Source organism: Streptomyces sp. NPDC057877, from assembly GCF_042796855.1.
GTDB lineage: Bacteria > Actinomycetota > Actinomycetes > Streptomycetales > Streptomycetaceae > Streptomyces.
Genome location: NZ_JBHVMS010000001.1, coordinates 1 through 12,265, shown reverse-complemented (window position 1 = coordinate 12,265; position 12,265 = coordinate 1). Strand labels below are relative to the sequence as shown.

Here is a 12,265-nt window from a genome sequence, read left to right as displayed (position 1 = left end):
TTCGGGTTGGGGGCGGGGGCCCGGGCGGGGGCGCGGGGCCCCGGCCCCCCGCCCGGGGGGCCGGCCCGGGGGGGCGGCGGGGGGGGCCCCCCGGGGGCGGGGGGCCCCCCGCGCCCGCTCAGGTCTCCCCGCGCGCCGTACGCCCCACGTGCTCCGCCACTTCGTCCGGCGTCATGTAGGCGTCGGTGTACTCGAAGTCCTTCAGCTTGGCGGGCTTGCGGGCCTGGAAGCCGGTGCGGACGAAATCGTCGCCCGCGACGGCGTTCAGCGCCCAGTTGGTCAGCACCCGGGTCTTGGCGACGTTGGTGCGCAGCGCCGACCAGTGGTAGCCGCGCGCCACCGCCTGCGCGGGCAGCCCGCGCAGCTCCACGCCCAGCGGCTTGGACACCGCGTCCCGGCCGCCCAGGTCCACGACCAGCCCCAGGTCCCGGTGGTGGTACGGGCGGGGCGGCTCCCCGCGCAGGGTGGCGAGGACGTTGTCGGCGACGAGCTTGCCTTGCCGGGTCGCGTGCTGGGCGGTGGGCGGGCAGACGGCGCCCTCCTCGCCCTTGTCGAGGTCCGGCACCGCGGCGGCGTCGCCGAGCGCGAACACCCCGTCCTGTCCCGGCAGGCTCATCTCCGGGGTGACCGCGAGCCGCCCGCGCACGGTCTCCGCGCCCAGCGTGCCGATCAGCGGGCTCGCCACCACCCCGGCGGTCCAGATCAGGGTGCGGGTGGGGACCACCCGTCCGTCGGTGAAGGTGACCTCCTCGGGGCCCGCCTTCTCGATGGACACCCCCAGCGAGATCTCGATGCCCCGGCGGCGCAGGATCTCCTGGGCGCTGCCGCCCAGCTTCTCGCCCAGCTCCGGCATCAGCTTCGGGGCGATGTCGATCAGATGCCACTTGATCAGGCCCGGGTCGAGCCGCGGATAGCGCCGTACCGCGTTGTACGTCAGCCGGTGCAGACAGGCCGCCGTCTCGGTGCCCGCGTAGCCGCCGCCGACCACCACGAACTGGAGCCGGGACGCCCGCTCGGCCGGGTCCTGGCTGGCGTCGGCGAGGTCCAGCTGCGAGATGACGTGGTCGCGGATGTACGCGGCCTCGGCGAGCGTCTTCAGGCCGAAGGCGTTGTCGGTCAGCCCCGGGATGTCGAAGGTGCGGGTGACGCTGCCGGGGGCCAGCACGATGTAGTCGTACGGCTCGTCGACGATCCGGCCGGTGATCGTGCGGATCACGCAGACCTTCGCCTTCAGGTCCACGCCGATCGCCCCGCCGGGGATGATCCGGGTGCGGTACCTGCGGCTGCGGCGCAGTGACAGGGCGATCGACTGCGGGGTCAGCACCCCGGAGGCGACCTGGGGCAGCAGGGGCAGATAGAGCTGGTAGGAGGACGGCGTCACCAGGGTGACGTCGGCCTCGTTCGGGGCGAGTCGGCGTTCCAGCCGGCGGACGCACCCCACTCCGGCGAAGCCTGCGCCCACCACCAGGATCCTGGGTCGTGTCACGGTGTCCATCCCTTCTGCGGCTCCAGGACGATCCCACCGCGCCCGGAGCCGTTCCGCCAGTCGGGCGCGGCAGGCGGTGCGACGGCCGGGCTCAGCCCTCCGGCGCGGACACCTCCGGCGCGGCCCCGGCCCGGCGGTCGATGAGCGCGAGGGCCTCCTCGACGTCCGCCGAGATTGGCACGGTGATGCTGACGCCGGTCAGCTCCAGCACCCGGCGCACCGCCGGGACGGGGTCGATGACCTGGACGACACCGTCCAGACCGCGGGTCTCCTGGTACACCCGCAGGATGATGTTCATGCCGGACGAGTCCATGAACGGGACCTCGGACAGGTCGAGCAGGAAGTGCCGTCGGCCGTGGTGCAGCTGATTGGCCAGCTGGGCCTGGAACTCGGTTGCGGTGTCCACGTCCAGATGCCCGGCCACCTTCACGAGGGCGACATCGTCGCGGACCAGGGCGACCTCGACGGACAGCGGGTTCTCGGCCAGGGTCACGGGAAACCTCCCGGGTCGGTACGGATGCGGGCTGCGCCTCCGCTTACCCCCGATTCCCCGAGGTATCCGGATCGATCACCACGGGAGGAAGACGTGCACGTCCTTGCCGTCGTCGTGGGTGACCACGCTGACCTGGTCGCAGAGCGTGTGGACCAGGTGCCAGCCGATGCCGCCACCGCCCTCGCCCGGGTCGAACGGACGCGGCCGGGGCACCGTGGTGCTGGTGTCGTGCAGGGCGATGTGCACCCCGTCGAACGTCCGGCGCAGCAGGAGCCGGAACGGGCCCGGCGCGAACTGCACCGCGTTGGCCGCCAGCTCGTCCACCACCAGCAGGATGTCGTGCCAGCACTCGGGCGCGGCGGGCGGCGAGACACGGGCCAGTTCCCGCAGGAACCGCTCCGCGGCAAGCCGCGCGCCCGTCACGTCCTGCGGCTCACCCGCGAACGTGGCGGTGCGGATCGGCATTCCCTGCGTGGCCAGTGTCTCGTCCCAACGCGGCTCGGTTGACATCTCACCTTCCCGCTCACCGTCAGCGGAACCGCCCCGACCCTCGTAGCGGCAGGGCGGCGCCCCCTCGTCCTTGTGGTGACACCGACGCGAGTTCCCGGTGGCGCGCGGGCTACGCGTCCGCCGCTCGGTGGAGCGAACCCCCGCGCACCGGTGCTCAGCGGAACACGTCGTCCGGGTCGTCCCAGTACGCCGGGTCCTCCGGCGGCGTGGCCAGCCGCGCCGGGCGCGACCGGGACTCGTACATGGCGTCGATCTCGTCCGCGTAGTGCGCCACGATGGCGTCCCGGCGCAGTTTCATCGACGGCGTCAGCAGCCCGCTGGCCACGTCGAACGGGGCGGGCAGCACCCGGAACACCCGGATGGACTCCTGCCGCGACACCACGCTGTTGGCCATCGCCACCGCCCGCGCGATCTCCTCGCGCAGCGCGTTCTCCTCCCGCGCCTCCCGGCTCGGCGCGTCGCCCGGCAGCGCCAGCGCCGCCCGCCAGTGCGCCAGGAACTCCGGGTCCAGCGTGATCAGCGCCCCCACGCACGGCCGGTTGTCGCCCACGACCACCGCCTGGTGCACGAGCGGATGCATCCGCAGCCGCTGCTCCAGCGCGGCCGGGGCAACGCTCTTGCCGCTGCTGGTGATGATGACGTCCTTCTTGCGGCCGGTGATCGCCAGATAGCCCTCGTCGTCCAGGTGCCCCAGATCGCCGGTGGCCAGCCAGCCGCCCCGCAGCGCCGCCCGGGTCGCCGCGTCGTCGCCGACATACCCCTGGAACACCGACGGGCCGCGCACCAGGATCTCCCCGTCCGAGGCCACCCGCAGCTCCATGCCCGGCAGCACCTGGCCCACCGTCCCCGACTTCTCCCGGCCCAGCGGCTGCATGGTGACCCCGCCGCAGGTTTCCGTCAGCCCGTAGCCGTCATGGACGTAGATGCCGATGCCCTCGTAGAAGAGGGACAGTTCGCGGCTGAGCGGGGAGCCGCCCGAGGTGGCCCGGCGCACCCGGCCGCCCAGCGCGTCCCGCAGCCGCCGGTACACCGTGCGCTCGTACAGGGCGTGCTGCACCCGCAGCTCGAGACCGGGACCCGTGCCGCGGCCCAGCCGCTGCCGCTCGGTGGCCGCCGCGAACGCGCGCGCCGTCTCGGCGGCCCGCTCGAACAGGGCGCCGCGGCCCGCCTGCTGCGCCGCCCGCAGGAAATTCTTGTAGAGCTTCTCGAAGACGGACGGCACGCCGTAGAAGTAGGTGGGCCGGAAGGAGCGCAGCGCCGACGCCATCGTCTGCTCGCTCATGTCGGGTTCATGGCCCATCAGCAGCCCGCCACGCAGACACAGGCCCTGGATCATCAGCCCGTACACATGGGAGAAGGGCAGGAAGGCCAGGACGGCGCCCTGCTCGCCCGGCGCGGCCGCGGTGTGCCCCCAGCCGGTGAGCAGGGTGTCGCAGACGCTCGCCAGCCCGCGGTGGCTCAGCGCGCACCCGAGCGGGCGGCCCGAAGTGCCGGAGGTGTAGGCGACGACCGCGGTGGAGTCCGGGAGCACGATCCTGCGCAGCGACTCCACGGTGGCGATCGGCACGTACTCGCCCCGGCCGACCAGATGGTCCAGGGCGCCCGCGTCCAGCTGCCACACGTGCCGCAGCCGGGGCAGCCCGTCGCACACCGAGCCGACCGTCATCACGCCGTGCTCGTCCTCCACGACGACACCCACGCAGGCGGCGTCCCGCAGGATCCACTCGACCTGCTCCCGCGAGGAGGTCGGATAGATGGGCACGACCTCCGCCCCGACCGCCCACAGCGCGTAGCTGAGGGCCGTCCACTCGTACCGGGTGCGCGCCATCACCGCCACCCGCATGCCGGGCGTGATCCCGGAGGCGATCAGCCCTTTCGCCAGGTCCACCACCTGGTCGCGCAGTTCCACGGCGGTGACCTCCTCCCAGACCGTCGCGTCGGGGCCGGAGCGCCGGGCGAGCACGGGCAGGGTGGGGTTGCGCTCCGCCCTGTCGAAGACGCTGTCGGCGAGCCCACAGGTCAGCGGTGTGACGGCCGGGGGAGCGAGGGCGAAGTCGCGCATGCGCTGCTCCTGTGGGGTACGGGCTGTGACGGAACCGACGAGCAGAGTCATCGGCGCTGCTCGAATCTAGTGGAGGCGCGAGCGGATGGTGACCGGATCCGAGAAGTGCTACCCATTGGTGATCGAATCGCTCATGACCTGGGCCGGTTCGGGGGACTCGGAGCGCATGACGCACATCAGTCCAGACCCCGAACCCGAGCGCTCCACCGGCCTGGAACCGGGCGGCTCGGTCCCCCCGGGCGAGACCCCGCCCGCGGAGAGCAGCATGCCCGAGGCCGGACCCCGGGAGACCCACAACCCGCCCAAGGGCTGGGCCAAGGCACCGCTGACGCTGATCCTCGTCCTCGTGGTGCTGGTCGCGGCCTTCTTCCTGGCGTACGGCCTGACCCTGATCCTGTGACCGGGACCGGGACCGGGACCAGGGCCGGGACCAGGGCCGGGACCGGGACCAGGACCAGGACCAGGACCGGGACCGTCCGCGGGTTACGCCTGGGTGTGCCGCACGCACTCGACGACGACGTCCCGCAGGCTGCCCGTGCGCTCCAGCAGCTCGCGCTGCACCCGGGCGCCGTTGCCGCGGCGCAGCAGTGCGGCGCAGCCGTCGCGGGCGCGCTCCAGGTCGCCGCTGTCGGCGAGCGCCTCGGCGACGTGGCCGACGAGGTCCCGCACCACGTCCCGCGCGGGCGCGGGCCGCATCGTCGCCGGGTGCAGCAGCTCCCCGGTCAGCCCCGAGCGGGCGGCCCGCCAGTCGGCCAGCCGGAGCAGGCTCACGCTGTGGTCCACCGGCGCCCGGCCCGCCCGCCACTCCCGCGCTGCGGTCTCCACCAGCCCCCGGGCAAGGGTGGCGATCAGCACGGGGGTGGACGCGTGCAGACACACGTCCGCCACCCGGATCTCCACCGTCGGATAGCGCCGGGAGAGCCGGGCGTCGAAGTAGACCATCGCGTCGTCGAGGATGGTGCCGGTGGCCAGCATGTCCGCGACCCGGCGCTCGTACTCCGCGGCGGAGCCGAAGACCTCCGTAGGCCCGGCCGACGGCCAGCGCTGCCACACCCGGCTGCGGTAACTGCTGTAGCTGGTGTCCTTGGCCTGCCAGAACGGCGAGTTGGCGCTCAGCGCGGCCAGGACCGCCAGCCAGGGCCGGATCCGGTCGATGACCGCGACGCCTTCCTCGTCGGACTCCACGGCAACATGCACATGACAGCCGCACACGAGCTGCTCATGGGTGGCGATGCCGTACTCCTCGGCCATCCACTGATAGCGGCGGTTGGTGCCCACCGCCGGGCTCACCGGCAGCGGTGAGGTGGCGAGCGCCGCGACCGCGCAGCCGATCTCCCCGGCGTGCCGGGCGGCCTCGGTGCGGCAGCGGACGATCTCCGCGCCCAGGTCCGCCATCGAGGACTGCGGATGCGTGGCGAACTCCAGCATCTGCTCGTGCAGTTCCTTCTCGAACACCTCCTGGCCCGCGTCCTCGTGCGAGGCGCGGGCCAGGACCGCGGCAGACCTTGCTTGTGGTTCCCCCGTCTCTGGATCGACCAGGAGGAGTTCCTCTTCCACTCCGACAGTACGCACCTTCTCCGACTGCCCCGGAAGCCGGTTCGAACACCTGTGGAGAACGGACTACACCGGCTCCAGCCACACCGTGGCCAGCGGCGGCAGGGTCAGGGCGATGCTCGTCGGACGGCCGTGCCACTCGATCCGCTCCGGCTTGAGCGGGCCGGGGCTGGTCACCTCGCCGCCGCCGTAGCGCGCGGCGTCGGTGTTGAGGGTCTCCGCCCAGGCGGGGACGTCGTCGGGCACGCCCAGCCGGTAGTCGTGCCGGACCACGGGGGAGAAGTTGGACACCGCGAGCAGCGGGTTGCCCGCCGCGTCGTAGCGCAGGAAGGCGAAGACGTTGTCGTCGGCGGCGTTGCACTCCACCCACTGGAAGCCCTCCGGCCGGGTGTCGCGCTCCCACAGCGCCGGGGTGGCCCGGTACCGCGCGTTGAGATCGCGGACCAGGTCCCGCACCCCTTCGTGGTCGCCCCGGGCGACGTACCCGGGATCCAGCAGCCACCACTCGGGGCCGTGCGCCTCCGAGAACTCCCCGCCCTGGGCGAACTCCTGCCCCATGAACAGCAGTTGCTTGCCGGGGTGCGCCCACATGTAGCCGAGGTAGGCGCGGTGGTTGGCGCGCCGCTGCCACCAGTCGCCGGGCATCTTGGTGACCAGCGCCTGCTTGCCGTGCACGACCTCGTCGTGGGAGATCGGCAGCACGTAGTTCTCGCTGTAGGCGTAGATCATCGAGAAGGTCATCTCGTGGTGGTGGTACTTGCGGTGCACCGGCTCCTTGCTCATGTACTCCAGCGAGTCGTGCATCCAGCCCATGTTCCACTTCAGCCCGAAGCCCAGGCCGCCGCAGTCGGTCGGCTTGGTCACCCCGCCCCACGCGGTGGACTCCTCGGCGATCGTCACCACGCCCGGCGCCCGCCGGTACACGGTGGCGTTCATCTCCTGGAGGAACCGCATCGCCGCCAGGTCCTCCCGGCCGCCGTACTCGTTCGCGGCCCACTGGCCGTCCTCGCGCGAGTAGTCGAGGTAGAGCATCGAGGCCACCGCGTCCACGCGCAGGCCGTCGATGTGGAACTCCTCGCACCAGTACACGGCGTTCGCGACGAGGAAGTTGCGCACCTCGGTCCGCCCGAGGTCGAACTCGTACGTCCCCCAGTCCGGGTGCTCCGCGCGCCGCGAGTCCCCGGGCTCGTACAGCGGATCCCCGTCGTAGCGGGCCAGCGCCCAGTCGTCCTTGGGGAAGTGCGCCGGTACCCAGTCCATGATCACGCCGATGCCCGCCTGGTGGAGGCGGTCGACCAGGTAGCGGAAGTCGTCCGGGGTGCCCAGCCGCGCGGTCGGCGCGTAGAAGCCGGTGACCTGGTAGCCCCAGGAGCCGCCGAAGGGGTGCTCGGCGACCGGCATCAGCTCCACGTGCGTGAACCCGAGGTCCCTGACGTACCGCGGCAACTCCTCGGCCAGCTCCCGGTAGCCGAGCCCCGCCCGCCACGACGGCAGGTGCACCTCGTACACCGAGAACGGCGCCTCGTGCACCGGCCGGTCCGCGCGGTGCGCCATCCAGTCGCCGTCGCCCCACTCGTGGTGGGACGCCATCACCACGGACGCCGTGTCCGGCGGGGCCTCGGTGCGCCGCGCCATCGGGTCGATCTTCAGGAACCGGTGGCCGTAGCGGGAGTGGATCTCGAACTTGTACCGCGTGCCCTCACCGACGCCGGGCAGGAACAGCTCCCACACCCCGGACGCGCCCATCGACCGCATCGGGAACGCCGTCCCGTCCCAGTGACAGAAGTCCGCGGCGACCCGCACCCCCTGCGCGTTCGGCGCCCACACCGTGAACCGGGTGCCGGTCAGGCCCTGGTGCGTCATCGGCTCGGCGCCGAGTGCCTTCCACAGCTCCTCGTGCCGCCCCTCCCGGATCAGATGCAGATCGAGGTCCCCGATCGAGGGCGGCAGCCGGTACGGGTCGTGCACCTCCTGCTCGTCGTCCCCGTACCGCACCACCAGCGTGTACGACGGGACCTCGGCCAGCGCCAGCACGACGGAGAACAGCCCGTCGCCCTCCGAGACCAGGGGGGTGCGCTCGCCGTCGACCACCACGTGCACGGCGTCGGCGAACGGGCGCAGCGTCCGTACGGCGACCATCCCGCCGGGCACCGGATGGGCGCCGAGCAGCGCGTGCGGATCGTGGTGGGCGCCCGCCAGCAGGCGCCCGCGGTCCGCCGCCTCCAGCGGCGGGGCGGCCCCGTGCGCCCGTGGTGCGGACGGCTCGGGGATCAGGGTGTCGTCGCGCAGAGCCACGGCGTCAGTCTCCTCTCACGGCGAGTCGTTCGATCGCCGCCATCGGTACGGGGAGCCAGTCCGGGCGGTGCCTGGCTTCGTAGAGCACTTCGTACACGGCACGGTCCGTCTCGTAGGCGCGGAGCAGGCCGTGCTTGGCACGCGGGTCCCAGCCCGCGCGGGCGGCATAGCCCGCGCAGTAGGCCTCGCGGCAGCGGCGCGCCCACTGCGGGCGCCAGGGGTGGCGCTGGCGGGCGGCGTAGTCGAAGGAGCGCAGCATGCCCGCGATGTCACGGACCGGGGAGTGGGCGCTGCGCCGTTCGGCGAGCGGCCGGGACGGTTCGCCCTCGAAGTCGATGACGAACCAGTCCCGTCCCGCCCACAGCATCTGACCGAGGTGCAGATCGCCGTGGATGCGCTGGGCGGGCGGCCCGGGATCGCAGGCCGTCAGCGCGCTGAACGCGTTCCGCAGCCCCGGCACGTACGGCCGCAGCGCGGGCACGCTGAGCGCGGCGGCGTCCAGCCGCTCGATCATCGCGGCGGCCGTCCGGCCGGTCTCCCCGCGGCCCCCGGACGGGAACGCGGCGGCCAGCGCGAGGTGGACGTCGGCGGTGGCCCGGCCCAGCTCATGCGCCTGCGCGGTGTAGTCGTCCCCGGTGGCCAGGGCGTGCAGGGCCAGCGTCCAGCCGTCGGAGGCGTCGGGCAGGAACGGCTGGAGGACGCCGAGGGTGGCCTCCTGCGGCTGGGTGGTGCGGAACCAGGCGACGGGCGCCGGGACCCGCGCGCAGCCTTGCGCGGCCAGCGCGACCGGCACCTCCAGGTCCGGGTTGACGCCGGGCTGGATGCGCCGGAACACCTTCAGGATGAACTCATCGCCGTAGACCAGCGAGGAGTTGGACTGCTCGGCGTCCAGTAGCCGTGGGGCCAGCGCGGCGGGCACCGGCTTGTCCGGGTCGGCCTCGAAGCGCAGTGGGCCGAGGGCGCCCGGGTGCCGCAGCCGCTCCAGGAGCAGATGCGCCGACCGGGGGTCCTGGAAGGCGTCGTAGACCGCCATCCCGGCCAGCGGACCGACGTCCGCCCGCCCGATCAGGGCCCGGCCGAGGCGGGGCGACAGATGCTGCTGGATGCCGATGAGGAGCTGGTAGCAGTCACCGGCCGGGGGAGTGCCGCCCGGAGCGGGCACACCGCCCGCGGGGGCGGCGGGGCCCGGGTTCCCGGAGAGCACGCCCGTGGGATCGGCGCGCGTGCCGGTGTGGCCGGTGTGCACCAGCAGGTGCAGACACCCGGGATACAGCTCGGTCATGGACAGCAGACGCAAGTCCGTGACCGGCATGTGCTTACCCGCGAACCAGCGCTGATGCGGCAGCCAGTCCCTGAGCAGTTCGCCCAGCGAGGCCAGCCGCTGCTGGCCCGCACCGGTGCCGCTCGGATGCAGGGAGGCGGTCTTCGGCATGGTCACGCGTCCTTTCCTCGGCGCACGCTCACAGTCGGCGGCCGATGCGGGATGCGACTCGGACGAGCCGGAACCAGTAGAAGCCGTGGCCCCCGAGGGTCAGCAGATACGGCAGTTCGCCGATGGCCGGGAACCGCACCCCGCCGAACAGCTCGACCGGGTGCCGTCCGGCGAACTCCCGCAGGTCCAGCTCGGTGGGCTGGGCGAAGCGGGCGAAGTTGTTCACACAGAGCACCAGGTCGTCCTCGTACTCCCTGAGGAAGGCGAGGACCGCCGGGTTGGAGGACTGGAGTTCGGTGTACGAGCCCAGTCCGAAGGCGGGGTTCTGCTTGCGGATCTCGATCATCCGGCGGGTCCAGTGCAGCAGCGACGAGGGCGACGCCATCGACGCCTCGACATTGGTGACCTGGTAGCCGTAGACCGGGTCCATGATCGTGGGCAGCGAGAGGCGGCCCGGATCACACGTGGAGAAGCCCGCGTTGCGGTCCGGCGTCCACTGCATGGGGGTGCGGACGGCGTCGCGGTCGCCGAGCCAGATGTTGTCGCCCATGCCGATCTCGTCGCCGTAGTACAGGATCGGCGAGCCCGGCAGCGACAGCAGCAGCGCGGAGAACAGTTCGATGGTGTGCCGGTCGTTGTCCAGCAGGGGCGCCAGACGGCGGCGGATGCCGATGTTGGCGCGCATGCGCGGGTCCTTGGCGTACTCCGCGTACATGTAGTCGCGTTCTTCGTCGGTGACCATCTCGAGCGTCAGCTCGTCGTGGTTGCGCAGGAAGATGCCCCACTGGCAGCCGGACGGGATGGCCGGGGTCTTGGCCAGGATCTCCGAGACCGGGTAGCGGGACTCCCTGCGTACCGCCATGAAGATGCGCGGCATGACGGGGAAGTGGAACGCCATGTGGCACTCGTCGCCGCCGGAGGAGTAGTCGCCGAAGTAGTCGACCACGTCCTCCGGCCACTGGTTGGCCTCCGCCAGCAGCACCGTGTCGGGATACAGCGCGTCGATCTCGCGCCGGACCCGCTTGAGGAACTCGTGGGTGGCCGGGAGGTTCTCGCAGTTGGTGTCCTCCTCGGCGTACAGGTAGGGCACCGCGTCCAGGCGGAAGCCGTCCACGCCGAGGTCCAGCCAGAAGCGGAGGGCGGCCAGCATCTCCTCCTGGACGGCCGGGTTCTCGTAGTTGAGGTCCGGCTGGTGGGAGAAGAACCGGTGGAAGAAGTACTGCTTGCGCACCGGGTCGAAGGTCCAGTTCGAGGCCTCGGTGTCGACGAAGATGATCCGGGCGTCCTGGTACTGCTTGTCGTCGTCCGCCCACATGTAGTAGTCGCCGTACGGGCCGTCCGGGTCCTTGCGCGACTCCTGGAACCACGGGTGCTGGTCGCTGGTGTGGTTCATGACGAAGTCGATGATCACCCGCATACCGCGCTGGTGGGCCGCGTCCACGAACTCCACGAAGTCGGCGAGGTCACCGAACTCCGGCAGCACCGCCGTGTAGTCGGACACGTCGTACCCGCCGTCCCGCAGCGGCGACTTGAAGAACGGCGGCAGCCACAGGCAGTCCACGCCCAGCCACTGGAGGTAGTCCAGCTTCGAGGTCAGGCCCTTCAGGTCGCCGACGCCGTCGCCGTTGCTGTCCTGGAAGGAGCGGACGAGCACCTCGTAGAAGACGGCGCGTTTGAACCAGTCGGGGTCCCGGTCCTGGGCGGGGGTGTCCTCGAAGGTGTCAGGTACGGGCTTGTTCACCATCATGACGCCGCCGCCCCCCCGAACCGTCGTGCCGCTGGGCGGACAAGGAACACATGGGCCGGGGCCCGGCCGGGCTCCAGACGTACGTAGTTGGTGCTGCTGGCCCACTGGTAGGTGTCACCGGTGAGTTCGTCGTGTACGGCCATGGGCGAGTGCCAGTCCAGGCCGAGCTGCGGCATGTCCAACGAGACCGTGGCCTCCTGGGTGTGGTGGGGGTCGAGGTTGACGACCACCAGAACCGTGTCGTCGCCCGTCCGCTTGCTGTACGCCAGCACCGCGTCGTTGTCGGTGCCGTGGAAGCGTAGGTTGCGCAGCTGCCGCAGCGCGGGATGGGCGCGCCGGAGGGAGTTGAGGCGGGTGATCAGCGGGGTGATCGTGGCGCCGTCGCGTTCGGCGGCCTCCCAGTCCCTCGGCCTGAGCTGGTACTTCTCCGAGTCGAGGTACTCCTCGCTGCCGTCCTTCAGGGGCTTGTTCTCACACAGCTCGTAGCCGGAGTAGATCCCCCAGGTGGGTGAGAGGGTGGCCGCGAGGACCGCGCGGACCTCGAAGGCGGGGCGCCCGCCGTGCTGGAGGTAGGCGTGCAGGATGTCGGGTGTGTTGACGAAGAGGTTCGGCCGCATGTACGCCGCCGTCTCCCCCGCCAGCTCCGTCAGGTACTCCGTCAGCTCCCGCTTGTCGTTGCGCCAGGT

10 protein-coding genes are annotated in these 12,265 nt (G+C 71.9%); 1 reads left to right on the top strand and 9 read right to left on the bottom strand.

Features of this window, described 5'->3' with window-relative positions; all coding sequences use genetic code 11:
• Nucleotides 1-118 precede the first annotated feature (118 nt).
• The 4 genes from ACFVQG_RS00050 to ACFVQG_RS00035 all read right to left on the bottom strand — a co-directional run bounded on the left by ACFVQG_RS00050 (nucleotide 119) and on the right by ACFVQG_RS00035 (nucleotide 4,551).
• Entirely contained in the window at nucleotides 119-1,495 is a 1,377-nt protein-coding gene (locus ACFVQG_RS00050; protein ID WP_383374968.1) for an NAD(P)/FAD-dependent oxidoreductase, read from the bottom strand.
• A gap of 82 nt (nucleotides 1,496-1,577) precedes the next feature.
• Nucleotides 1,578-1,979 carry an STAS domain-containing protein gene (locus ACFVQG_RS00045; protein ID WP_383374966.1) on the bottom strand — a complete coding sequence of 134 codons (402 nt, stop codon included), beginning with the start codon at nucleotides 1,977-1,979 and terminating at the stop codon, nucleotides 1,578-1,580.
• Nucleotides 1,980-2,054: 75 nt separating this feature from the next.
• Nucleotides 2,055-2,489: an ATP-binding protein gene (locus tag ACFVQG_RS00040; protein WP_383374964.1), complete on the bottom strand. Its 435-nt coding sequence runs from the start codon at nucleotides 2,487-2,489 to the stop codon at nucleotides 2,055-2,057.
• A 154-nt stretch (nucleotides 2,490-2,643) separates the two neighbouring features.
• Entirely contained in the window at nucleotides 2,644-4,551 is a 1,908-nt protein-coding gene (locus ACFVQG_RS00035) for an AMP-dependent synthetase/ligase (protein ID WP_383374960.1), read from the bottom strand.
• Between the two features lie 166 nt (nucleotides 4,552-4,717).
• Here ACFVQG_RS00035 and ACFVQG_RS00030 point away from each other — a divergent pair, with 166 nt between their 5' ends.
• Entirely contained in the window at nucleotides 4,718-4,951 is a 234-nt protein-coding gene (locus ACFVQG_RS00030) for a DUF6480 family protein (RefSeq protein WP_383376472.1), read from the top strand.
• Nucleotides 4,952-5,034: 83 nt separating this feature from the next.
• Here ACFVQG_RS00030 and ACFVQG_RS00025 read toward each other — a convergent pair whose 3' ends face one another.
• The 5 genes from ACFVQG_RS00025 to ACFVQG_RS00005 all read right to left on the bottom strand — a co-directional run.
• The gene (locus ACFVQG_RS00025; protein ID WP_383374958.1) at nucleotides 5,035-6,123 is read right to left on the bottom strand and encodes a glutamate--cysteine ligase; all 1,089 of its coding nucleotides are present in this window, start codon (nucleotides 6,121-6,123) and stop codon (nucleotides 5,035-5,037) included.
• 48 nt (nucleotides 6,124-6,171) lie between these two features.
• Complete coding sequence (glgB, locus tag ACFVQG_RS00020) at nucleotides 6,172-8,400, bottom strand: 1,4-alpha-glucan branching enzyme (protein ID WP_383374956.1); 2,229 nt, start codon at nucleotides 8,398-8,400, stop codon at nucleotides 6,172-6,174.
• Nucleotides 8,401-8,404: 4 nt separating this feature from the next.
• Nucleotides 8,405-9,832 (bottom strand): maltokinase, encoded by a 1,428-nt coding sequence (locus ACFVQG_RS00015; protein WP_383376470.1) that lies wholly within the window; start codon nucleotides 9,830-9,832, stop codon nucleotides 8,405-8,407.
• A gap of 28 nt (nucleotides 9,833-9,860) precedes the next feature.
• Nucleotides 9,861-11,579 (bottom strand): maltose alpha-D-glucosyltransferase, encoded by a 1,719-nt coding sequence (treS, locus tag ACFVQG_RS00010; RefSeq protein ID WP_383374954.1) that lies wholly within the window; start codon nucleotides 11,577-11,579, stop codon nucleotides 9,861-9,863.
• Nucleotides 11,576-12,265 (bottom strand): alpha-glucosidase C-terminal domain-containing protein (locus ACFVQG_RS00005; protein ID WP_383374952.1); only part of this gene is annotated, 690 nt, incomplete at its 5' end. The genes ACFVQG_RS00005 and treS, both read right to left, overlap by 4 nt.